Source organism: Marinobacter sp. (assembly GCF_046484525.1).
In the GTDB taxonomy this organism is placed as follows: Bacteria; Pseudomonadota; Gammaproteobacteria; order Pseudomonadales; family Oleiphilaceae; genus Marinobacter.
Genome location: NZ_JAWOIS010000075.1, coordinates 1 through 22,416, shown reverse-complemented (window position 1 = coordinate 22,416; position 22,416 = coordinate 1). Strand labels below are relative to the sequence as shown.

General features: G+C 59.5%; 25 protein-coding genes and 3 pseudogenes. 16 read left to right on the top strand and 12 right to left on the bottom strand.

All coding sequences use genetic code 11. The annotated features are described in order from the left end of the window. Nucleotides 1-94: 94 nt before the first annotated feature. A complete protein-coding gene (locus R6W86_RS15645; RefSeq protein WP_410330289.1) occupies nt 95-277 on the bottom strand; it encodes a DUF3391 domain-containing protein in 183 nt (60 codons plus the stop codon). A 122-nt stretch (nt 278-399) separates the two neighbouring features. Further along, entirely contained in the window at nt 400-1,131 is a 732-nt protein-coding gene (locus R6W86_RS15640) for a sulfite exporter TauE/SafE family protein (protein ID WP_410330288.1), read from the bottom strand. 206 nt (nt 1,132-1,337) lie between these two features. On the opposite strand from R6W86_RS15640, the gene rarD reads away from it, so the two are divergent. Together rarD and R6W86_RS15630 are read left to right on the top strand one after the other, a co-directional pair. Continuing rightward, nucleotides 1,338-2,228 carry an EamA family transporter RarD gene (rarD, locus tag R6W86_RS15635; RefSeq protein ID WP_410330287.1) on the top strand — a complete coding sequence of 297 codons (891 nt, stop codon included), beginning with the start codon at nt 1,338-1,340 and terminating at the stop codon, nt 2,226-2,228. Then, the gene (locus tag R6W86_RS15630) at nt 2,225-2,434 is read left to right on the top strand and encodes a DUF3565 domain-containing protein (RefSeq protein ID WP_410330286.1); all 210 of its coding nucleotides are present in this window, start codon (nt 2,225-2,227) and stop codon (nt 2,432-2,434) included. Before rarD ends, R6W86_RS15630 begins: the two co-directional genes overlap by 4 nt. Nucleotides 2,435-2,490: 56 nt before the next feature. Here R6W86_RS15630 and R6W86_RS15625 read toward each other — a convergent pair whose 3' ends face one another. Together R6W86_RS15625 and R6W86_RS15620 are read right to left on the bottom strand one after the other, a co-directional pair. Continuing rightward, nucleotides 2,491-2,820 carry a thiol-disulfide oxidoreductase DCC family protein gene (locus R6W86_RS15625; protein ID WP_410330285.1) on the bottom strand — a complete coding sequence of 110 codons (330 nt, stop codon included), beginning with the start codon at nt 2,818-2,820 and terminating at the stop codon, nt 2,491-2,493. Beyond that, complete coding sequence (locus R6W86_RS15620) at nt 2,804-4,159, bottom strand: CHAD domain-containing protein (protein WP_410330284.1); 1,356 nt, start codon at nt 4,157-4,159, stop codon at nt 2,804-2,806. The genes R6W86_RS15625 and R6W86_RS15620 overlap by 17 nt, the downstream gene beginning before the upstream one ends. Nucleotides 4,160-4,329: 170 nt before the next feature. On the opposite strand from R6W86_RS15620, the gene R6W86_RS15615 reads away from it, so the two are divergent. The 9 genes and pseudogenes from R6W86_RS15615 to R6W86_RS15575 all read left to right on the top strand — a co-directional run bounded on the left by R6W86_RS15615 (nt 4,330) and on the right by R6W86_RS15575 (nt 13,028). Then, nucleotides 4,330-5,400, top strand: coding sequence for a TRAP transporter substrate-binding protein (locus R6W86_RS15615; RefSeq protein ID WP_410330283.1), 1,071 nt, complete (start codon nt 4,330-4,332; stop codon nt 5,398-5,400). 121 nt (nt 5,401-5,521) lie between these two features. After that, a pseudogene (gene potA, locus R6W86_RS15610) lies at nt 5,522-6,501 on the top strand (spermidine/putrescine ABC transporter ATP-binding protein PotA); the annotation flags it as partial. Continuing rightward, on the top strand, nt 6,489-7,169 hold the full coding sequence (locus R6W86_RS15605) for an ABC transporter permease subunit (protein ID WP_410330290.1): 681 nt from the start codon (nt 6,489-6,491) through the stop codon (nt 7,167-7,169). The pseudogene potA and the gene R6W86_RS15605, both read left to right, overlap by 13 nt. Continuing rightward, the gene (gene potC, locus R6W86_RS15600) at nt 7,166-7,936 is read left to right on the top strand and encodes a spermidine/putrescine ABC transporter permease PotC (protein ID WP_410330282.1); all 771 of its coding nucleotides are present in this window, start codon (nt 7,166-7,168) and stop codon (nt 7,934-7,936) included. Before R6W86_RS15605 ends, potC begins: the two co-directional genes overlap by 4 nt. Further along, entirely contained in the window at nt 7,933-8,973 is a 1,041-nt protein-coding gene (locus R6W86_RS15595) for an extracellular solute-binding protein (protein ID WP_410330281.1), read from the top strand. Before potC ends, R6W86_RS15595 begins: the two co-directional genes overlap by 4 nt. Nucleotides 8,974-9,129: 156 nt before the next feature. Then, nucleotides 9,130-10,209 (top strand): extracellular solute-binding protein, encoded by a 1,080-nt coding sequence (locus R6W86_RS15590; RefSeq protein WP_410330280.1) that lies wholly within the window; start codon nt 9,130-9,132, stop codon nt 10,207-10,209. 5 nt (nt 10,210-10,214) lie between these two features. After that, nucleotides 10,215-11,309 carry an ABC transporter ATP-binding protein gene (locus R6W86_RS15585; RefSeq protein WP_410330279.1) on the top strand — a complete coding sequence of 365 codons (1,095 nt, stop codon included), beginning with the start codon at nt 10,215-10,217 and terminating at the stop codon, nt 11,307-11,309. Next, nucleotides 11,306-12,166 carry an ABC transporter permease gene (locus R6W86_RS15580; protein WP_410330278.1) on the top strand — a complete coding sequence of 287 codons (861 nt, stop codon included), beginning with the start codon at nt 11,306-11,308 and terminating at the stop codon, nt 12,164-12,166. Before R6W86_RS15585 ends, R6W86_RS15580 begins: the two co-directional genes overlap by 4 nt. 4 nt (nt 12,167-12,170) lie before the next feature. Further along, on the top strand, nt 12,171-13,028 hold the full coding sequence (locus R6W86_RS15575) for an ABC transporter permease (RefSeq protein ID WP_410330277.1): 858 nt from the start codon (nt 12,171-12,173) through the stop codon (nt 13,026-13,028). A gap of 23 nt (nt 13,029-13,051) precedes the next feature. On the opposite strand, the gene R6W86_RS15570 is transcribed toward R6W86_RS15575, so the two are convergent. The 7 genes from R6W86_RS15570 to R6W86_RS15540 form a co-directional block, all read right to left on the bottom strand. Further along, nucleotides 13,052-13,495, bottom strand: a complete 444-nt coding sequence (locus R6W86_RS15570) for a universal stress protein (protein WP_410330276.1) — start codon at nt 13,493-13,495, stop codon at nt 13,052-13,054. 33 nt (nt 13,496-13,528) lie between these two features. Beyond that, nucleotides 13,529-14,815: a TRAP transporter large permease gene (locus R6W86_RS15565; RefSeq protein WP_410330275.1), complete on the bottom strand. Its 1,287-nt coding sequence runs from the start codon at nt 14,813-14,815 to the stop codon at nt 13,529-13,531. A 35-nt stretch (nt 14,816-14,850) separates the two neighbouring features. Then, nucleotides 14,851-15,444, bottom strand: coding sequence for a TRAP transporter small permease (locus R6W86_RS15560; protein ID WP_410330274.1), 594 nt, complete (start codon nt 15,442-15,444; stop codon nt 14,851-14,853). Between the two features lie 103 nt (nt 15,445-15,547). After that, nucleotides 15,548-16,576 carry a TRAP transporter substrate-binding protein DctP gene (gene dctP / locus R6W86_RS15555; protein ID WP_410330273.1) on the bottom strand — a complete coding sequence of 343 codons (1,029 nt, stop codon included), beginning with the start codon at nt 16,574-16,576 and terminating at the stop codon, nt 15,548-15,550. Between the two features lie 141 nt (nt 16,577-16,717). Beyond that, nucleotides 16,718-17,257: a YqiA/YcfP family alpha/beta fold hydrolase gene (locus tag R6W86_RS15550; RefSeq protein ID WP_410330272.1), complete on the bottom strand. Its 540-nt coding sequence runs from the start codon at nt 17,255-17,257 to the stop codon at nt 16,718-16,720. 31 nt (nt 17,258-17,288) lie between these two features. Further along, complete coding sequence (locus R6W86_RS15545) at nt 17,289-18,308, bottom strand: LLM class flavin-dependent oxidoreductase (RefSeq protein ID WP_410330271.1); 1,020 nt, start codon at nt 18,306-18,308, stop codon at nt 17,289-17,291. 8 nt (nt 18,309-18,316) lie between these two features. Beyond that, complete coding sequence (locus R6W86_RS15540; protein WP_410330270.1) at nt 18,317-18,946, bottom strand: metallophosphatase domain-containing protein; 630 nt, start codon at nt 18,944-18,946, stop codon at nt 18,317-18,319. 89 nt (nt 18,947-19,035) lie between these two features. Between R6W86_RS15540 and R6W86_RS15535 the strand changes: the two genes are divergently transcribed. From R6W86_RS15535 to R6W86_RS15525, 3 genes are read left to right on the top strand one after another with little or no spacing between them, the layout of a single operon-like run. Then, nucleotides 19,036-19,215 carry a hypothetical protein gene (locus R6W86_RS15535; RefSeq protein WP_410330269.1) on the top strand — a complete coding sequence of 60 codons (180 nt, stop codon included), beginning with the start codon at nt 19,036-19,038 and terminating at the stop codon, nt 19,213-19,215. Then, nucleotides 19,209-19,493, top strand: a complete 285-nt coding sequence (locus R6W86_RS15530; protein ID WP_410330268.1) for a hypothetical protein — start codon at nt 19,209-19,211, stop codon at nt 19,491-19,493. Before R6W86_RS15535 ends, R6W86_RS15530 begins: the two co-directional genes overlap by 7 nt. Before the next feature lie 10 nt (nt 19,494-19,503). Further along, nucleotides 19,504-20,256 (top strand): putative 4-mercaptohistidine N1-methyltransferase, encoded by a 753-nt coding sequence (locus tag R6W86_RS15525; protein WP_410330267.1) that lies wholly within the window; start codon nt 19,504-19,506, stop codon nt 20,254-20,256. 3 nt (nt 20,257-20,259) lie between these two features. On the opposite strand, the gene R6W86_RS15520 is transcribed toward R6W86_RS15525, so the two are convergent. Continuing rightward, on the bottom strand, nt 20,260-21,036 hold the full coding sequence (locus R6W86_RS15520; protein WP_410330266.1) for a GntR family transcriptional regulator: 777 nt from the start codon (nt 21,034-21,036) through the stop codon (nt 20,260-20,262). 229 nt (nt 21,037-21,265) lie between these two features. Between R6W86_RS15520 and R6W86_RS15515 the strand changes: the two are divergent. Both R6W86_RS15515 and R6W86_RS15510 read left to right on the top strand, forming a co-directional pair. Further along, nucleotides 21,266-21,855 (top strand): annotated as a pseudogene (locus R6W86_RS15515) (L-lactate permease); the annotation flags it as partial. Between the two features lie 65 nt (nt 21,856-21,920). After that, a pseudogene (locus tag R6W86_RS15510) lies at nt 21,921-22,364 on the top strand (lactate utilisation protein LutB domain-containing protein); the annotation flags it as partial. Nucleotides 22,365-22,416: the final 52 nt, after the last annotated feature.

Below are 22,416 nucleotides of genomic sequence, written 5' to 3'. Positions count from 1 at the left end.
GGCCCAAGCAGCGGGTCCTGTCCCAGCAGGGTCGTGCTTGCGGCATCGAAGTTCAACGTGCCGGTGGTTGAGTCCACGCCCACCAGCGAGAAATTCAAAATACGAAGTGGCACTGGGTCTGAAGGGCCTGAAGTTCGGACTTGTTCTGGATGACAAAGCCCTGGAGCAGGAAATCGGTATCTTCCCACGGCCGGTCCAACCGGATCACGTGCATACCGATTTCCAAGTCTGCAACGTTGATCCGGGTTTCAACGACTTCCTGGTGCCGTAGAGCCATGACGGAGTCCGCTTCTGATAGATTCCTTTTTATTGCATCATTCTGCCCCTGATTGTCCAAAAATTGCCCACCTAAAATGTAAACTCTGGTGAAATATCGGGTTTTCGAGACATGGTTGGCCGTCAGAGCGACATCAACCCACGGATCAGTGCCGCAGCTCCCGCTATTGCAGCGATCCCCAGGATGATCGGTCTCAATCCTTCAAAAGGCATGCGGTTGACCAGTTTTCCGGACATCAGGAAACCGATGAGCACGCCCGGGAACGTGGCCGCGAACAGTCCCAGCTCCCGAACACCCAGGTAACCGGACAGGGACAGGGCGGTCAGACTAAAGAAACTGGCGACGAGAAAGAACGCGGACATATTGGCCCGCACCAGCGGGCCTTTTTCATTCTGGTAGATCAGGGCGATCGGTGGCCCGCCGACGGCGGTAATGGTGCCCATATAGGTGGAAGCAGCACCGGCGATGGCGCTGTTGCGGGCATTTAGCCCGGGTTTGAGACCACCCACACTCAGGGCAACACCGGCCAGGATCAGGATGCCGAACACCAGTTCAAACCCCTTTGGGGAGATCAGTGCCAGGGTAATGCCTGCCAGAATCATGCCGACGAACCCTCCACCGATGGCAAAACGCACCTGCCGGACTTCCAGGGCACCGCGGTTACGGATCAGCATCAGGATGGTCAGCAGCGTGGCGTTCAGTACCAGCGGCGCAGGCAACAGGATCGGGCTGATGAGGAACAGCAGGGGCGCGGACAGGGTGCCAATACCATAGCCGGCAACCCCCTGAAGGCAGGCACCGGCGATAATGGCCAGGTTGGCCAGGACGAGCTGTACCACGGAAAGGTCAAACAAGCCTTTTCATCCTTCTGAACTTGATACACTTTGGGGCTCCACAGTCAAACCGGAGCAAACCCACGACATCATAGCCGACCGGTCAAACAGCCGTTACCCGACCGGTGGGGGGAAAATACTCAAGGTCTGTCGCCGGTAAGCCGTTAGTTCAGGCGCACTCACCATCCGCCTTGTGGTAGATTGATCGGCCGGATAATGAGGAACCTATGAAGGCAACCACACCCGAGACGACCAAGGGCGTTCTCTACGGCCTTGCGGCTTACACCATGTGGGGGAGTTTCCCCCTGTATTTCGCCCTGTTCGAGGGGGTGCCGGCGTGGGAGGTCCTGATCCACCGGGTGATATGGTCCTGCCTGTTCCTCGCCATCGTGATCACCCTCATGCAGCGCTGGCAACCGGTCAGATCGGCCCTGGCAAGACCCCGAAAACTGGGCTTTGTACTCGGCTGTGCCGTGTTCATTGCGCTGAACTGGGGCGTGTATATCTACGCGGTGGAAACCCACCATGTGCTCCAGGCCAGCCTTGGCTACTTCCTCACGCCCCTGGTGAATGTTGCCATGGGGATGCTGATTCTGCGGGAGACGATTACCCGCCTCCAGGCCATCGCGGTGGTTCTGGCCGCAGTGGCCATCCTGTACCAGTTGTTCCTGCTGGGCATCGTGCCCTGGATCACCCTGGTACTGGCCTTCAGCTTCGGCACTTATGGTTTGTTCCGCAAGAAAGTGGAACTGGATGGACTCTCGGGTCTGTTTGTGGAGACCCTCCTGCTGCTGCCCGTCGGACTGCTCACCTGGGCTTGGCTCGGTGCCGAGGGGTTGTCCCATTTCTCCGACAGTACCGGCATGATGCTGTTGTTACTGTCTTCTGGTATCGTCACCGCGATCCCGCTGCTGGCGTTCGCCGGTGCCGCCCGCCGTCTGCGGCTGGCGACGGTGGGATTCCTCATGTACATCAACCCGACCATCCAGTTCCTCATTGCCCTGTTTGTGTTCGAGGAGTCCCTGAGTGGTGAGAAGCTGGCAAGTTTTGTCATGATCTGGGTGGCGCTGGCTATCTATTCCTGGTCGGCCTGGAATGGGAGGAAAGCACCGCAATGAAACAGCCCATCACCGGTTATCACAGGGACGAAGAGAACCACTGGGTCGCCCAGCTTGCTTGCGGCCATAACCAACATGTCCGCCATGACCCGCCCTGGGTGAACCGTCCATGGGTCACTGCCGAGGAGGGCCGCCGCTCCATGCTGGGTTTCGAACTGGAGTGCAAGAAATGCGATCAGGGCGCGCCGTCGGACAAGCAGCCCTGATTCCGGAAACCGGTCAGTCAGCCTGCGTCGCGCTCTGCGCAGGCGTATTTGCGCTCTTAGCGTCGGTCAGCCCAGAGTTCGTAAATGGGTGAGGCAATCTGATAGATCCCCGGCCAGAGCAGGGGCTTGAAGAGAAAGCCGAACGGAGTGTGGGACCAGGCACGGACGGTCGCACGAAGGCCGGTGACCCATTCGCCGGTCCAGGTCATCAGGTGCAGCCGGCGTAGCAGCATTTCGTGGGGCGGCGGGATCAGGCTGCCATTTCGCTGCTGGTGGATATTCGCCAGAACCAGGTTGCCTTTGTTCAAGCGCCTCAGCGCCCGAACCTCCCGGGCGCACAGTGGGCACTGACCATCGTGGAAGAGAGTGTCATACCGGGGCTCCATCGAGTCCTCCTAACGCAAGTATCTGGCGTCGGGCGTCCGCTTTCTGCTGTTCCAGTCTCTCCTTCAGACCGTCGACAGCCCCCGGCAGCGTTTCCGGTGCCCGGGCTCTGAAGGCTTTGATCAGCTCGACCTGCACGTGCAGGTCCTGGAACCGGCCATAGAGTTCCTGCCGATATTTCAGGGCCTTGAGTGGCCGTTTCCAGCCTTTGGCATCCAGCTCCATCAGGTAGCGGATGCGCTTGAGCAGCTTCCTGAGCCGGTGAATGTCGTCATCCGGTGAGTTATGGAGCAGCTCGGCGGTGCGCCTGTTGAACTCCTTTATACGGTTCTCTGCCGCCTTTCGGATATCTTTTGGTGTCAGCCGGCCTGCCAGCTTCCGGAACTGGCGGGAATGAATCTGATTGTCCCAGTCGTGCATGGTGTCCCGGTAGCGCTTGCTCTTCATTTGCCTGGCGAGGGCATTGCGCTCCTGGTCGGCCTCGGCTTCTGCCCAGGTACCGAGAGCGGTTTGCAGCTCGCTGTTGTGTTCGCAGAGGACGGGCAGGTCCTGCAGGAACACGTGCAGATCTCGGAGTCGGCTGGTGGCACGGGCGTGGCGTTTGAGTTGTTTGAGCGGCTGATCCAGGGATTTATCGCCGGTGACTTCTTCCACCGATTCGGCAATGGCCCGGCTGCGCCGGATGGCAATCCGGAATTGGTGCAGGAACTCGTCATCCAGCCCCACTTTGACCCCCGATTCCAGCTGGCGCACTCGCTGGAGCTGATGTGACAGCGCTGCGGGAATGTCGCGGCCGGGCTCGTCGCCGGTGGTCCTGGCCCATTTTTTCTGCTTGTGGGCAAACTGTTGATAGCTGAACTCTCTGGGTGTGAGAAAGGCTTCGATCCGGCCCTTCCCGGCAGCCACCTTATGCCAGGGCTTGTCCGGCAACCGGATATGCACAAAGCTGGCCGTTGGCAGGTTGGCCGGTGGGTGTTTGAGCAGCTGTTCGGCCAGTTCCTGCAGGGCCGGGTTGTGGCCGATGATGGTTACTGTTTCTTCTCCATCATTGAGTGCTTTGAGCCAGTGCAGGAGCCGGCGATAGTCAAAGGTGTAAAGCTCCGGGGTGAGATGAATCCGGTTGTCGGGGAATCCCTTCGGAAGGGCGCCTGCCAGCGTCTGCTTTGCCCTGACCGCGTCGCTGGAATGAATGGTACCTCCGAAGGCGCCGCTGCGGGCCAGTGCCCGGCCCAGAGGGGCGAGCTGGCTCTCGCCCCGGCTGTTGAGCGGACGTTGGCGGTCGCTGAGGGCTTCATCGGACCAGCTCGATTTGGCATGGCGTACGAGGAACAGGTGCTTCATGGAACCTTCGAATCAACGGAGTTTGATAATAGCGTAGTGCCTGTGTGGCATGCTGTCGCAGAGCCCGCCGTTGATTTATGACAAACATTGGCTCAAGGCCGTTAGCGGGCTATGATGGATATGGACCCGAAATACCTATTCATACCTATAAAAAAACGGAAGCCAACATCATGAATTTACGCAAGTCTTTCTTTGCCGCGGTAGCTGTTGCGGCATCGGCGTTCAGCATGTCCGCGCTGGCACAGGAAACCTATACCCTGAGCCTGGCCCAGACCTGGGGACCTAACTCGCCGATCCTGGGGGAAACCACGGAACATTTTGCCAAAATGGCAGAAGAGATGTCCGATGGCAGGCTGAAAGTGCGGGTGGATGCCGCTAACAAGCACAAGGCACCTTTCGGCATTTTTGACCTGGTACGCACCGGTCAGTACGACATGGGACACACTGCCTCGTATTATTACAAGGGCACCATTCCCAATGCCATGTACTTCACCACCATTCCGTTCGGCCTGATTGCCCCGGAAATGTACGCCTGGTTCTACCACGGTGGTGGCATGGAACTCATGCAGAAGGTCTACGAGCCGCACGGTCTGCTGTCCTTCCCGGGCGGTAATACCGGTAACCAGATGGGTGGTTGGTTCCGCAAGGAAATCAACTCCGTGGAAGATCTTCAGGGCCTGAAGATGCGTACCCCGGGCTTTGCCGGCGAAGTTATGTCCGAGCTGGGTGTGGCGGTCACCAACCTGCCGCCGGGAGAGCTGTATACCGCTCTTGAACGTGGCACCATTGACGCCCTTGAGTGGGTGGGCCCGGCCCTCGATTTCCCCATGGGCTTCCACCAGATCGCCAAGTACTACTACTCCGGCTGGCAGGAGCCTGGCGCCGAGGTACAGTTCCTGATCAACCAGAAGACCTGGGACAAGCTGCCGGCAGATCTGCAGGAGGTCCTCCGGGTCGCCATGCGCACGGCCGCTTACGACATGTACATCCAGAGCGTGCATGAGAGCGGTGTTGCCTGGAGCAAGATGAAGGAAGACTACCCGGATGTGACCCACAAGGTGTTCCCGCCGGAGGTTATCGAGGCGTTGCGCGAAACCACTGACCGCCTGCTCGCGGAAGCGGCAGAGAAGGATCCGCTGGCCAAGGAAATTATCACCTCCCAGCGCGACTACCTGAAGCAGGTCCGCCCCTGGATCAACATCTCGGACAAGGCCTACCTGAACAGTGTTGCCGGCGAGTGATCGCCAAAAACGGTTAAGGCCCTGAAAACAAGGGGCGTCGGGGTTTCGGATTACCCCGGCGCCCCTTTTTGTTTGCTACGCTTTCTGGAAAAATAGCAGGCTCACTTTCCAGGCAGGGCCGATGAAAAAGACCCTGCTTTCTCTGAGTAATCTCACCAAACAGTTTGATGGAAAAACCGTTCTGGATTCCCTGAACCTGGACATCTACGACGGGGAATTCATTACCCTCCTTGGTCCTTCAGGCTGTGGTAAAACCACCTTGCTGCGTTTGATGGCGGGCTTCGAACTCCCGATGCCGGCACCATTACCCTGTCCGGGGAAGACCTGACCGGCACCCCGCCGGAACACCGCCCCCTGAATACCGTTTTCCAGCATTACGCGCTATTCCCGCATATGTCGGTTTTCGACAACGTCGCGTACGGCCTGAAAATGGAAAAGCGGCCTAAGGAGGAAATTCGCGAGCGGGTCGAGGAGACACTGGCGATGGTGCAGTTGCAGGATTACATGCGTCGCAAGCCCCATCAGCTGTCCGGCGGCCAGCAACAGCGTGTGGCCATTGCCCGGGCGGTGGTGAAACGCCCGCGACTGTTGCTGCTGGATGAGCCGCTCTCGGCTCTCGATTACAAGTTACGGCGCACGATGCAGGTGGAGCTGAAGCGCTTGCAGCGGGAGCTGGGCATAACCTTCGTGTTTGTCACCCATGACCAGGAAGAGGCGTTGTCCATGTCCGACCGGGTGGTAGTGCTCAAGGATGGCCTGGTCCAGCAACTGGGCACGCCGAGGGAAGTGTACGAGCGCCCGGCCAACCTGTTTACCGCGCGCTTCGTCGGTGAAACCAATTTCTTTCCGGGTGAAGTGGAGTCGATCCATGACGGCTCCATCACCGTGGATGTGTTCGGCCTGAAACGGGCCCTGCGGCGCCCTGATTTCCCTGTGCGGGAAGGGCAGCCGCTGCACGTGCTTTTGCGCCCCGAGGACATTCGGGTGCTCGACCCGGCCGATGAGCAGGGTGTGGCCGGGAAGATCGTCGAGCGTAACTACAAGGGCAGCACCCTTGACTCGGTGATCCACCTGGAAGACGGGACACTATCATTACCCAGCAGCCGTTCAGGACGGCGGTGCTGGTGCTGGCGTGGGGCTGGTTGCTGTTCCTGGTGCTGGCGCCGAACCTGCTGGTGGTGGGTGCCAGTGTGATGACCCGGGATCCGGGTACGTTCATCTCACTGCCCCTGAACCTGGGTGCCTATCGACAGCTTTTCGACCCGCTGTACCTCAAGGTATTCCTGCATTCCCTCTATATGGCGGCGATGACGGCCCTGGTCTGCCTGCTGATCGGCTATCCCTTTGCCTGGGCCCTGTCGAAACTGGGCAAGCAGCGTCAGTTGCTGCTGATATTCCTGCTGATCGTGCCGTTCTGGACCAACTCGCTGGTGCGCACTTACGCCCTCAAGATGCTGCTGGCCTCCCATGACCTCGGCGCCGGCCGCTTCGCCACATTTATCCACGTAATCGTGCCCCTGACCCTGCCGGGCGTTCTGGCCGGTGTAATGCTGGTGCTGTTGCCCGCCATGGGCCTTTTCTTTGTGCCCGACATCCTTGGTGGTTCCCGTAACCTGCTGGTGGGTAACGTCATCAAAAACCATTTCCTGGATGCCCGGAACTGGCCGTTCGGCGCGGCTGCCAGCATTGTGCTGACTGTCACAATGGCCATCCTCATGCTGGCTCACCGCCTGAGCAAGCAGGGCATCGGTGAGGAGGGCACGGGATGACCCGGTGGTTGCCAAGAGCCTATCTGGTACTGGTTTATCTGCTGTTGTACGTCCCCATTGGCGTGCTCGTGTTGTTCTCGTTCAATGACTCCCGTAGCGGCTATACCTGGGGCGGTCTGAGTTTTCGCTGGTACCAGTCCCTGTTCAACAACAACGCCATGGTGGAGGCCATGTGGAACTCCCTGTGGCTGGCGCTTTCGGCCGCTACCGTCTCCACCATTATCGGGGCACTGACGGCCATGGCCCTGCACCGTTACCGGTTCCGGGGCAAGAAAGTGCTCAACCGGATGCTGTTCGTGGTGATGATGTCGCCCGAGATCGTCCTCGCCATCTCGCTGCTGGCGCTGTTCCTGCTGGTGGGCATCCAGCTCGGTTATGTCTCCCTGCTACTGGCCCATGTCACCTTCTGTCTGCCGTTCGTGGTGATTACTGTCATGGCCCGGCTGAGCGGCTTTGACGAGAGTCTGCCCGAGGCGGCCCGGGATCTCGGCGCCTCCGATTTCACCATGACCCGGACGGTACTGATTCCGGTCATCATGCCGGCGTTACTGGCGGGCTGGCTCCTGGGGTTTACACTGTCACTGGACGATGTGGTGGTCAGCACCTTTGTCAGTGGTCCCAGTTATGAAATTCTGCCCCTGCGCATCTACTCGATGGTGCGGGTGGGACTCAAGCCTGAGGTGAATGCCCTGGGTACGCTGTTGCTGGTGTTTTCACTGGTTATGCTGATGTTGTCGCAATGGATTCTTACAAGGAGCAAACGATGAAGAAACTCGCACTGGTCGGCCTGCTGGCTGTAGGCCTGACTGGCTGCAGTTCCGAGGAACCGAAGGTTCTCAACCTGTATAACTGGTCCGAATACATGCCGCAGGAAGTGCTGACGCGCTTTGAGGAAGAGACCGGCATCCAGGTGGTTTACACCAGCTACGACAGCAACGAAGCGATGTACGCCAAGCTCAAGCTGCTGGACGACAGTGCCGCCTATGACCTGGCCGTGCCCTCCACCTATTACGTGAGCAAGATGCGCCAGGAAGACCTGCTGATGCCCATTGATCGCAGCAAGATCGAGGGTTTTGACAACCTCGATCCGGACCTGGTCAACCTGGACATTGACCCGGACAACAAATTCAGCATTCCCTACCTGTGGGGCACCACCGGCCTGGCTGTGGACACTGCGGATATCGAAGGCGAGCCGGTTACCGCCTGGGAAGACCTTTGGGACGAGCGTTTCGAAGGTCGGGTGATGCTCACCAATGACATGCGGGAAGTCTTCCATGTCGGCCTGCGGGTACTGGGCTACTCCGGTAACAGCACCGATCCGGGGCAGATCGAGGAAGCCTACGAGAAGCTCACCGAACTGATGCCATCCGTCCGCACCTTCAACTCCGATGCACCCCGGGTGCCCTACCTGGAAGGCGAGACTGATGTCGGCATGATCTGGAATGGCGAAGCAGTGATGGCTGAGGAAACCATGCCGTCACTGGAATACGTCTACCCGGAAGAGGGCATCATTGCCTGGCTGGACAGCTTCGTGATTCCCAAGAACGCCAAAAACCCCGAAGCCGCCCACCAGTTTATCAGCTTTGTGCTGCAGCCGGAGATCTCCGCGCTGATCAGCGAGGAGATCGGTTACGCCACTCCGAACCTGGCTGCCCGGGAAATGTTGCCGGATGAAGTGGTCAACAACCGCGCCAGCTATCCGACGCCTGAGGACATGACCAACGCTGAATTCCAGGTGGATATCGGAGACGAGGCGCTGCAGGTGTATGCCAAGTACTGGGAGATGCTGAAGTCCGGCCGCTGATCCCGACCGCGCCCGGTCGATTGTCTGAAAACGGAGGCCTCGGCCTCCGTTTTTTGTGAACGGGGTTTCACAAAACTGACATACATGGTCTATACCTTCCTGATAACAACTGGTTAGCAAACCTGTTACCTACCGATATCAGGAGATACAAAGATCATGGGATCGCGCACCGCAAGGACATCCGTAATACTTGGCTCCACCTTCCTCGCTGCTATCTGTTTTTCCGGCAGCCTGTTCGCTGAAGAGTTGCGACTGATTACCTGGGGCGGCTATGCCCCGGATGAGGTGGTGGCCCAGTTCGAGAAAGAGACCGGTATCAATGTGAAGGTCACCCTCTCCAATAATGAGGACATGATCTCCAAACTGCGCGCCACCGGCGGTGCCGGCTTTGATCTGGCCCAGCCCAGCCAGGACCGGATCATCGGCGTGCAGCGCCAGTTCAATATCTACAAGCCCATCGATTTCAGCCGCGTCAACACCGATCAGCTGCAGCCGTCCATGGTCAAGGCGACCCAGGACTCCACCGAGTTTGATGGCAAATTCTACGGCGTGCCCTCGGTCTGGGGCACCAGTGGCCTGATCGTCCACAGTTCTGTGGCGGATACGGTCACCGACTACACCGATCTGTGCGACCCGGCGGTGGCCGGAAAGGTCAGTTACCGTCTTAAGCGCCCGACCCTGATGGGTTTTGCCTTTGCCATGGGCATGGACCCCTTCGCGGCCTATAACGACCGTGACGAGTACGAGTCGATCCTGGCGAAAGTGGAAGACAAGCTGATCGACTGCAAAAGTAACGTGAAGACCTACTGGACCGGTGGCGACCAGCTGCTGGCGTTGCTGCGTACCGGTGAAGTGACCGCTGCCATGGCCTGGGATGCCGGCGGCTGGAAACTGAACGCGGAGAACCCGGAGATCCGTTTCGTGGCCCCAGACTCCGGTGCCTTGGGCTGGATCGATACGTTTGCCATTCCCCGTCGCAGTGAAAATGAGGACGCCGCCTACAAGTGGATCAACTTCGTGATGCAGCCCGAGATTGCCGCCCGAATCACTAACGCCTCGGGCAATTTCACCGCCTCCAGGGGCGCGGACGAGTTTGTCCGGGCGGAGCTGCGGGACGCCTACCGGGCCAGCTTCAGTGACCGGGCGATCAACAACATCAAGTGGTATCCGCCGGTACCCCCCGGACTGGAAACCATCGAAGGGCAGGTGCTGGACCGCGTTCAGGCAGCGAACTGATCTCCATGGGGACAGAGTCTGACTTGTTCTGCTCGAACCTGGTCCGCCGCTTTGGCAGTAATGCCGCAGTGGACCATGTCTCTCTCGACGTACCTGCAGGTACGTTTTTCTCGATTCTGGGCCCCTCGGGCTGCGGCAAGACCACACTGCTGCGGTTGCTGGCGGGTTTCGACCGTCCGGATGAAGGGGATATCCACATTCGCGGCTCACGCATGAACGAGGTGCCGCCGAACCGGCGCCCGGTCAACATGGTGTTCCAGCACCTGGCCCTGTTCCCGACGATGTCGGTGGGAGACAACATAGGCTATGGCCTGAAGCGTCAGAAAGTGCCAGCCGTGGAGCGCCGAACGCGGATCGCCCGGGTACTGGAACAGGTGGGCCTGCCCGGCATGGAAAACCGGAATCCCGGCGAGCTTTCCGGGGGGCAGCGCCAACGCGTGGCCCTGGCCCGCTGCCTGGTGCTGGAGCCGACCCTGTTGTTACTCGACGAGCCCCTCGGGGCTCTGGATCTGAAGCTGCGGGAGCAGATGAAGATCGAACTCAAGCATCTGCAGAAGGCATTCGGCACCACCTTCGTGTACATCACCCACGACCAGTCCGAGGCCATGGTGATGTCGGACCAGGTGGCCGTGATGAAGGACGGCCGGTTTGATCAGGTGGCACCGCCGGAAGAGCTTTACCGAGAACCGGCCACGCCTTTTGTGGCCGGATTTGTCGGTGATAACAATCGTCTCACCGGGGAACTGATGGCCGTCCAGGAAGGGCTGGCGGAACTTAGGCTGGATGATGGCAGTCTGGTCCGCGGCCGGATCGCTCAGGCCGCGCCGCCAATCGGTGAGCGGGTGGACCTGTTTATTCGCCCGGAATCCCTGGTGCTGGGAGGCGATGCGCTGAGGCCCGATTACTCGGCTCTCAGGGCTTCGGTGACCGCCACCCTCTTTGACGGTGCCAACAGTCGTCTTGAGGCCGACAGCGTTGGCCAGACCCTGTATGCCCGGTTGCCCCAGGACGGCTCGGCGCCCCGTTTGCGGGAAGGTGCCAGCGTCCAGTTGGCCTGGGATCCGATGCTGGCAAGAGTATTTGCTCCGGGGGCCGCATGAACGCCAGTGCCGGTCGCCTGTCCCTGTGGCTGCTGCTCACACCTTTCCTGCTGTGGATTGCGCTGCTGGTGCTGGTGCCACACCTGCAGATGCTGCGGGTCTCCTTCCAGGTCAGGGAGAGTTGGGACACCCTGGCATGGGGGCTTGAGCAATATCAGAACTTCTTTACCGAGTCCTATTACTGGCGCACCTTTCTCCGTACCGGGGTGATGTCACTTTTCACCACGTTTCTGACACTGCTGATTGCCTTCCCCATTGCCTGGTACATCGCGAGGCTGGCGCGGGGGCGTGCCAAGGGGCTGTTGTTTCTGGCGTGTCTGGTGCCTTTCTGGGCCAGTGAGCTGGTGCGCACCTATGGCTGGATGATCCTGTTGCGGGAGAGTGGCCTGTTCAGTTCCTGGTTACAGACTCTGGGCTGGGCTGATGGTCCGGTGGAAATGCTCTATAACGACGTGGCAGTGATCATCGGCCTGGTCTACAACGGCCTGCTGTTCATGGTGGTGCCGCTGGTCACCACCCTGGACGGGATGGACGAGAATTTGGTGGAGGCCGGTTATGACCTCGGAGGCAACCACCTGACGGTGCTTCGTGAGGTGGTGGTGCCCTGGGCCATGCCCGGCATCGTGTCCGGCTGCATCGTGGTGTTCATGCTGACCCTCGGCAGTTACCTCACGCCTGTCCTCATGGGCGGCAAGGACAGCGCGTGGTTCACCGAGCAGATCTTCACACAGTTCATTACCCGGTTTAACTGGGAGCAGGGTGCAGCCCTCGGTGTGTTGCTGCTGGTGCTATCGTCGCTGATCGTCTGGCTGGGGCTGAAAATCTCCGGCCAGTCCCTGCGCAAGGTCATGGGGTGAGACCATGATCCGGTCCGTTCCCCGCTCGCGTTGGTTCGATGGCCTGTATCTGGCCTACCTGGTGGCGTTCTTTGTCTACCTGGCCCTGCCATTGGCGGTGACGGCGGTGTTTGCGTTCAATGACGCCCCGTTCCCGTCCCTGCCCTGGAAGGGCTTTACCCTGGATTGGTACCTGGCGGATGGTTCGGCGGGTCGCACCGGACTGTTCCATGATGACACCCTGTTGTCCGCGCTCTGGGTGAGTACCAAAATCGCCTTCTGGGTGACAGTGGCCAGCGTTGCCCTGGGATGCGTCAATGCTGTGCTGTTCGAGCGCCTGGAATTCCGCGGCAAGGAATTCCTGTACCTGCTGATGTTGCTGCCGCTGGTGATCCCGGGGGTGATTCTGGGGGTGTCGATCCTGGTGTTCTACAGCGGCATGGCTAACGATGCCTCCCGGCTCTGGGGTGTCGAGCTGGATGCCTTCCGGCCCGGGATGACGCTGGTGGTGATGGGCCAGGTGACCTTCATTGCAACACTCGCCACCCTGGTGATTGCTGCCCGCCTGCGCAAGTTTGACCGCCAACTGGAAGAGGCGGCGCTGAACCTGGGTGCCACACCCGTGGTGGCCTGGTTTACGGTCACGCTGCCGTGGCTGCTGCCATCCATCTTCGGCGCCGCCGCCATGGCGTTCCTGATGTCCTTTGAGAACTTCAACACGACGGTGATGCTCACCGGTAGTGACACCCCACTGACCGTTGCCCTGTTCAATCGCTTGCGAGAGGGTTCCACGCCTGTCCTGAACGCAGTGGCGCTATTGCTGATGGTGGGGTCGGCGTTGCTGGCGGTAATCGCTATGGGGAGGTCCCGGGATAACACCTGAGAGTGTTATCCCGGACAGGACGGTCAGACAACAAGAACCGGACACTTGGCGTGAGAGGCCACCCGGTGAGAGACACTGCCCAGGAACATGCCGTCCTTGTCGCTGTTGGTACCCTTGGTGCCCACTACAATCAGGTCGGCTTCCTTGTCCTGGGCGAACTTGACGATCACCCGGGATGGCCGTCCGGCTTTCACAAAGCCCCGGACCTTGGTGGCGCCATGTTCCTTCGCCAGCTCCTTGGCATGGTTCACCACTTCTTTCGCATACTCCGAGAGCACCTTGTCCGGGATGTCCATGCCGGCCGGGCGACCGATCGACAGTGACGCCTCGAACAGGCTGTGGTGCTTGTACACGCAGAGGATGTAGATCTCGGCCTCGGGAATCAGTCTCTGGAGATCGATGGCTTTGTCCAGCGCCTTCAGCGACGTCTTGGAGCCGTCCACCGCGACCAGGATTCTTTCGAACATGAGTGTCTCCTTAAGGACCCTTGAGTCTCTCCATTAATCCCTGAATGCCACGTCCCGCAGGAACAGGGCGATGTCCGGGAAGGCGATTATCAGACCTGCGGCCGCCACCAGCATGAAGATGAACGGCGGAGTTCCCCGAATCACCTCAAGGTAAGGCCGTTTGAAGATCGCGATGGCCGTGAAGATATCGCAGCCAAAGGGTGGTGTTGCTGAGCCGATAGCCACCTGGAGTGTAATCAGTACACCCACCAGAACCGGATCCAACCCGGTTGATTCGATGGCCGGGGCAAAAATCGGAGTCAGCACCAGGATCACCACAATCGGATCCACGAACATACAGGCAATGAAGAACGCAACACAGATGGCGATCAACACGCCAACCGGGCCGGCTTCATTGACGCCAACCGCTTCCAGGATGGTCTGCGGGATCTGGGCAAAGGAAATGATCCAGGAGAAGCCGTTACCGACCGCGACCAGGATGAAGACCACCGCGGTGATCAGGCCAGTGGACTTGGCGATGCGCCATATATCGGGCAGTTTCAACGAACGGAAGACCATGAACTCCAGCAGGAAGGCATAGAGCACGCACACTGCAGCCGCTTCGGTGGGGCTGAAGATGCCGCCGTAGATACCGCCAACAATGATGACCGGGAACATCAGGGGCCAGGAAGCATCTCGTACAGACATTGCCCTCTGTTTCCAGGTTGCCCTTTCTTCGGTTGGCACATTGTTCTTGTAGGCATAGATCAGGCAATAGATCGAGAACATGAACAGGATCAGGATGCCCGGACCGATGCCGGCAATGAACAACTCGGCAATGGAGGTTTCGGAGATAACCCCGTAGATGATCATCCCGATACTCGGGGGGATCAGGAATGCGATGTCACTGGCGTTGATGATCAGGGCCAGGGTAAACGGGTCGGAATAACCGGCCTTGAGCATCTTGGGGCGCAGCGGGGAACCCACTGCCACTACGGTCGCCTGGGTGGAGCCGGAGACCGCGCCGAACAGCGTGCAGGAGGTGGCGGTACTGATCGCCAGTCCGCCCTTCACATGGCCGATGAAGGCCATGACCATGTTGATCAGCCGATCCGCGGACTGGCCGCGGGTCATGATATCCGCGGCCAGAATGAACATCGGTACTGCAATCAACGACGCCGGCCGGATGCCTCCCATCATCTGCTGGATGAAGGTGCCCATCTGGCTGAAGCCGTCAAACATCATCACAAAGCCGACCACCGCGCCGGTAATCAGCGGAACCATCATCGGGAAGCCCAGCAGCAATAACCCGATCATGATCACCATCATTATAGTTGCCACGATTTCTTATCCTTACCTGAGTTCAGCTACGGGGTTCATACTTCCGATTCGGTGTCGGCATAGCCATCAACGACGCCAGTGGAGAGGTAGACATCCTCGCTGGTGAAGTTCTTGATAGCGGTGAGGAAATACTGGACGCCGGTAATGGCAAAGCCAACCGGGGCCCAGATGTAGATCCACCAGATCTCGAACCCGAGGGCGGGCAAGATCCGCCCACGGTCGTAGAGAGTCTCGATGTAACCGTATGAGTGGTAGCAGAGGAAAAACATCACCATCGAGGTGAACAGGGCGATGATGATCATCAGTACCTTCCGTCCCTTGGTGGGGATCGCGTCGTAGACGGCGGACATGCGGATATGGCGACCATGGCGGGCCGCGTAGCCGATGCCGGCAAAGGTAATAAGGATAATGAGAATTCGGTTGATTTCCCCGGAGAAGAAAAGACCTTCGCCGAAGACATACCGTGCGATGACGTTCACGCAGGTATTGATGGCCATCAGGATAACGCCCAGAGCAAGCATGACCGCCTCAACCTTGCTTATCCAGACATCAATGGTTCCCAGAAACCCGGGCAGGCCAGACTCGTAGGAGCCGGTGTCATCTTCTAGATCCGGGGAATTCTCGGACATGGGTTGCGCTCCAGAACATTCTGCTCCCGACCGGTAGGGGACGGCGGGGCGGGATTAAGACCGAGTCCCGCCGGCAGCAGCCGACGGGACTGTTTCTTTCAGATCAGTCGTTCTGAACTTCTTTCAGGTCTTCCTTGAACTGGTTCAGCAACTCTTTGCCGCTTTCGCCAGTCATTTCGATGAACTTCTCTTCTACCTGCGGCGCACGGGCCTTGAAGGCTTCGATCTGCTCATCGGTCAGGCGGGTAACGGTGACCTCGTCACTGTTGGCCTTGATTTTTTCCAGGGCTTCCTCGGCCAGACCATCGATGTGCACGATGATCTCTTCGAAGGCATAGTCCGCCGCATCCTGGACCAGCTTCTTGTCTTCGTCAGACAGGTCGCTGTAGAAATCCTGGTTCGCCATCATGGCTGTGGTGAACCAGCCGTGGCCGGTGAAGACCAGGTTGGGAGAGACTTCATACAGACCGCCGGACTCGATCCAGAAGATCGGATTTTCCTGACCCTGGATCATGTTGGTCTGCAGGGCGCCGTAGACCTCACCCCAGGGCAGTGGGGTCGGAGTTGCGCCGAAGGCGGAATAGGTTTCGGACAGAAGCGGGTTGGTCATGACCCGGATCTTCTTGTTGTTGAAGTCCGCAGGCTTGGTAACCGGCTCGTCGACAGTGACGACCATCTCGCCTTCCGGGTACATCTTCAGCAGTTCCAGGCCCTTCTCGGAGTAGAGCCTCGGGAAGTCTTCGTTGATCGCCTCACTTTCACGGAAGAACTCGATCACGGTACCCATGTCGGTGGGCATGAGATACGGGATGAAGAAGATCTGGGCTTCCGGGATCAGGGAGCCGGTGAAGCCGGGGGACTGGTTTACGAAGTTCAGGATACCGGCCTGGGTCTGCTCCATGATGTCGTCGGACTCGCCCAGCTCACCGAAGCGGTATACCTGCAGGGTATGGTCCGAGTTTTCTTCGATGTATTCCTTGAACTTGTAAGCGAATACGTCCTGAACGTCGCCTTCGTATTCCTCATGGGCATAGCGCCAGTTGGCGGCGTTTACGGCATTTGCCGCGGTCAGGCCGGCGAATGCCAGCGCTGAAATACCAGCCAGTTTCCTGAATTTACTCTTGCTGCTCATCGGGTTGTCTCCGCTCGTTATTTTACGTTTATCCATCGTTACGTTGATAAAGACTGGCAAAACAAAGAGGTTTTCGCAAGAAAATGGCGGAAATAAGCCAACATCGGATACAGGTTTTATCCGGATCGCAAGTGCATGAATTCAGGTTGGATTCAGTTCTGACAGGCAGGTTTCAACGAAGAGGGTGAATTCCCGCACCACTGTGTCGACACTGTTCTGGAGCCGGTGCCCGTCGGGCAGGACCAGGGTGGTGATCCGTTGCTCCCGGGCCAGTTCCAGGACGGGCATTACCGGTACCACATCGTCATCCCAGCCGTGGATGATTCGGGTGTGTCTAGCCTGAATGACGGGGCTGGACTGGGGGTAGCGGGGCAGTGCCAATGCCGGTGCCAGCAGGAAGCAGCCCAGCACCGGGGTCAGGGCACTGGTCTGGGCACAGACCCAGCCGCCCATGCTGGATCCGGCCAGGATCGTGCGCGCCGGATCTGCGTCAGCGCTTTCCATGGCTGTCTTCATCTGCTTTAGGCGGACGTCCGGTTCCTTGTTGCTACGATGATCAATGGCCTCGGCACGAACACCGGGGAAAGCTTCCGCCGCCTGTTTCATGGCCTGTATCTTGGTACTGCCGGGCCCGCTTTCCAGACCGTGGGACAGGAACAGGTGGATAGTCTCTCGGTGCATGTCGGTCTTCCTCCATGGAGTGTCGGAACTCTCAGTTGATCGAGGCGGTGCAATCCGTCCTCGGATCGCGGGTGGCCGCCAGAATGTCCAGGGCATGGCGGCGCTTCGCGGGATCGTAGATATCCACTGTGAACATCAGTTCTTCAACCTCGACCGTCGACAACAGGTTGTCGATTTGCGGGCGAATTGTAGTGGCATCTCCCAGCAGTTGCAGGCCGAGGAAGTCCCGGACACTGGTCTCTTCGCCGGCATTCCACAGGCCATCCATGGTTTCCACCGGAGGCTTCATCCACAGCGGCTGGCCCCGGAACAGCGCCAGGATTCTCTGGTAGCCGGTGGTGGCCAAAAAGCGTGCCTCTTCCACGGAATCCGCGGGTACGGCCGGTACGGCGAGCATGGCATAGGGCTCAGCAAGCTGCTCTGAAGGCTGGAAATTGTCTCGGTAGACCCTCAATGCCTCCCGGTATAGCCGCGGAGCAAAATGACCGGCAAAAGCGTAAGGCAGACCGCGCATGGCAGCCAGCTGGGCACTGTAAAGGCTGGAGCCGAGCAGCCAGATTGGCACCCTGGTGTCTGCGCCGGGAATTGCCTTGACCGGTTGGCCGGGCTGCAACGGCCCCAGCAGGGTTTGGAGCCGGACGACGTCTTCCGGGAACTGTTCGGCGCCCAGGCCGTCCCGGCGCAGTGCCCGCGCCGTTACCGGATCGGTGCCGGGCGCGCGACCCAGGCCCAGGTCGATCCGGCCCGGATACAGGGATTCGAGGGTGCCGAATTGTTCGGCAATCACCAGCGGCGGGTGGTTGGGCAGCATCACACCACCGGAGCCAACGCGGATGGTGGAGGTCTTGCCGGCAATGTGGCCAATCAGTACCGAGGTTGCCGAGCTGGAGATGCCTTCCATGTTGTGGTGTTCGGCCAGCCAGAACCGCCTGAACCCGAGTGTTTCGGCGTGTTGGGCATAGGCGACGCTGTTCGCCAGCGTGGTGCCCACGGAGTCGCCCTCGCGGACCGAGGCCAGTTCAAGCAGGGAATAGTCAGGGTGTTTGGACATGGTGCTCCTCAAAAGTCCAGAACGACGGGCGGGTTAAGGGGTTTATAGCTGCCAGTGCAGGTGCTGGCGTTGACGTGCAGGCAATTGCCGACCTGCTTCTGGCCATAGCTTTCATGGATGTGCCCGAAAATGTGGAGCCGGGGCGGCCGGGATTCAAGCACCCGGGCCAGTTCCTCGCAGCCCACGGACTGATCCCTCAGACCGCTGGGCACGGTGTCCAGGATGCCGGCAGCAGGACCATGGGTGATCAACACGTCCAGGTTGTCGGGAATTTGCTCCCAGCGTTCGGCCAGTTCGGGCCCCCGCTCAAGGTTGAACGCCCAGTTGAAGAATACCGGGGTCCAGGGGCTGCCCCAGAACGTCAGCCCTTCCAGCTCCAGGCCGCTGTCCTGCAGGTAATGGGCGTGGGTAAGCAGCACCCGGGACTCTTCCGGTTCATCCTGGAAACACCAGTCATGGTTGCCTGCAATCAGGATCTTGTGCCGATGGGGCAGGCTGCCGAACCAATCGTTCAGATCCTCAAGATCATCCAGCGTGCCCTGGCCCAGACAGTCACCGGCGTGGATCAACAGGTCGCCATCGGGCACTTTTACTTGGCGATGCATGCCGTGGGTGTCGGAAATACAGACAATTTTCATGGTGGTCTCCCATTGGCGGCCTGTCGGGGCGTATTGGACAACGATCTAAGATAGCATTTTCCCCCTGCCCAAACCCCATTGATCCAGGCGTGAGTGTGCGACTGATCCTGAGCCGGAAAGGCTTTGATTCCTCGGCCGGAGGCTGCCCCAGCCCGGTCCTCCCCGATGCTTCCCTGTGTGTCCTGCCAATCCCCGATTCCGTGTCACGAATCCGCTATGACGAGGTATCTTTCGGGGCACGTCGTCTCTGCACGTTGGCCAGGTGCTAACTGTGGATGAGCTGCCGCCGGAGGTTTTGCCCTGGGCGCGGTACCACCCGCACTTTCGCCGTGGACCGGATCCCGGTAATACCGTTTATGTTGCCTCCGGCCATTGGCGGCTGTCAGCATGTCGGCCGGCGTTGCCGGGGAGTGGCGTGTTCCGCAGGCTGGAAGACTGCTTGATGCTGACCGATCCTGAGGCCCGGCTGCCCACCCGATGGCGGTTGCCGGCCGGATTTTTCCCCTCTGCTGGCAAACCGGCGCTATGCTGGAAGATGTCGTCATGAGGAGATACACGTGAACGAACCGAGCAGCTACTACGAGAACGACACTACGTTGGCCCAGTACCTGGAATTCCACTTTGGTGAATCCTGGCACGGCGAGCCGAATTTCCCCCAGGAACTGGCGCGGCTGTGTTTCGACGCGATGGACGGTCGGGATCACGGCAAGGCCCTGGATCTGGGCTGCGCCTGCGGTCGGGCCACGTTCGAGTTAGCTACCCGCTTTGACCATGTCGACGGGATCGACTATTCCGAACGTTTTGTCGGCGCCGCATCGGAAATGGCAAAGCAGAGGCGGGTACGCTACGCCCGCCCGGAAGAGGGTGAGCTGGTGAGTTACCAGGAGCGCCGCCTGGCGTCCCTCGGATTGGAAGATACGGCCGGGAAGGTGAGCTTCCATCAGGGCGATGCCTGCGATCTCCATCCCCGATTCACCAGTTACGACCTGGTGCTGGCGGCCAACCTGATCGATCGTCTGTATCAGCCGTCGAGGTTCCTGACCACCATTCACGAGCGCATTACCGACAACGGCCTGCTGGTCATCGCCTCCCCATATACCTGGCTGGAGGAGTACACGCCCCGCGAAGACTGGGTTGGTGGTTTCCGGAAGGACGGCGAGGACTACACCACCTTTGACGGCCTGCGGGATATTCTGTCGCCGCATTTTCGGTTGCTGGTGGATTCCCACAGTGTGCCCTTCGTCATCCGCGAGACCCGGAACAAGTTCCAGCACAGTTTTTCGGAAGTGACGGTCTGGGAGAAACTCTGAACGTCAGCTTCGGGTAAGGCTGTCCCGGCGGATTGACCGCTCGAGACGACGGTGGCTTTCGCTGCGTTCGGACAGCACCTGCTGTACATACTGGATGTGGGTGCCGGCGAGTTCCCGGGCCTCATCCGCCCGCCCTTCCATGATGGCGCTGAACAGCAGCCGGTGCTGCTCCTTGAGCCCTTCCCGGGTTTCCGCTTCTCTTGCGTACATGCCGCCGATGTTGGTCACCACGCTGCTCTTGAGCATGTTGAACAGGGTGCGGATGGTATGCAACAGAATGACATTGTGGCTGGCCTCGGCGATGGCAAGGTGGAAGCGGGCATCCGCGGAGCCCTCGGCTTCCACATCCCGCTCGGAATCTTTCCCGTAGCATGCCTGGAGCTCTTCGTAGGCAGCCTGGAGATGTTCCCGGTCCACTTCGGTGGCTCGCTGGGCGGCGTAGTAGGCGCAATCCGCCTCCAGCGTGCGGCGGAACTCCAACAGGTCCCGCTGGGCCTCGGGACGGTCTTCCAGTAGCGAGATCAGCGGGTCACTGAAGCTGGAACCCAGGTTCTCGGTGACAAAGTTGCCGCCACCCTGACGACTGGTCAGCAGACCTCTGGCAGCCAGTTTCTGCACCGCCTCCCGAAGTGAGGGGCGTGAAACCCCGAACTGTTCGGCCAGCACCCGTTCCGGCGGCAGCCGCTCGCCCGGCTGCAGGGTTCCTTCCAGAATCATGGTTTCCAGCTGCTCGACGATGGTGTCGGCCAAGCGCCGGGGGGCAATGTGTCCGATGGCCATTGGGTGCACTACCTGAGGGCTTCGATGAATTTCAGATTGGTCTTACCAAAACAGGATACCCCGATTACCGGTTGATTTGACAGCAATCACCAATCGCAATTGGACCAATGTCGCGGGTAGTCGTTTTGACGGCAGTCCGCCCCTTCCCCTAACGTAAGCGCCCACCTCTTGTGAAATGGTAATACCAATTATCCACTAAAGATTCCAAAAACAAGGTTTGGAGAGTTGTATGTCGTCCGGATTGCTCGCCCTCTTGGCGTTTACGCCCATCCTCCTGGCCGGGATTCTGTTGCTGGGTCTTCGCTGGCCGGCCCGCCGTGCCATGCCACTGGTGTTCCTGGTCATGGCTCTGATTGCTTTTACCGGCTGGGACATGAGCTTCAACCGTATCCTTGCGTCCTCGCTGCAGGGCCTGGTGATCACCCTTGGTCTGCTGTGGATTATCTTTGGTGCCGTCCCGCTGCTGAATACCCTCAAACATTCCGGAGCCATTACCGCGATCCGTGCGGGTTTTACCAATATCAGCCCGGACCGTCGCGTGCAGGCGATCATCATCGTCTGGCTGTTTGGTTTGGACTTATTGAGATGAAACTGGAAGACCTCGCTGCCAAACCCATGAGCGGTTTCCGCGCCTGGCTGCCCTATGTGCTGGTGGGCGTGGTACTGGTGATCAGCCGGGTGATTCCGGAGGTCAAGGCGGCGTTTACCTCCGTTGGCGTGGGCTTCTCCAACATCCTGGGCGAGACCGGCATCAACGCCGGCGTGCAGCCGCTGTACCTGCCCGGCGGTATTCTGGCGATGGTGGTGATCGCCACCTTCTTTATCCATCGCATGCAGGTGCGTGAGCTGACTGCCGCCGGTAACATGGTGGCGATCCACAACGTGGTGGCCACACCTATGGTGAGGTTTATCCGGGGCCAATCGGCAAGATCATAACGCCACACATGGTTGGCTTACACCGGGTACCGGACCATCCCAGTGCCTCCTCGCTGTGCGGGGCCTGTGGTGAGGTCTGCCCGGTAAAGATCCCCATTCCGGAACTGCTCCAGCGCCTGCGCCAGGAAAACGTGAAAAGCCCGGCCGAAGGGCCGATGAAGGATGGGGGCGCCAAGTACTCCCGCAAGGAACGTCTGATCTGGCGCTTCTGGCAGAACCTCAATACCAGCCCGGTGTTCTACCGGCTGTTCCTGTGGGGCGCCACCCGGTTCTGCAAACTGACACCGAAAAACGTCGGTCCCTGGACCAACAACCACACCGCGCCGGTTCCGGCGAAACGTTCCCTGCATGATCTGGCCCGGGAGCACCTGGCCCGTAACGGAGGGCAGTAACATGAGCGCCCGCAGCAATATCCTGAACAAGCTTCGCACCGGCCTGGCCGGC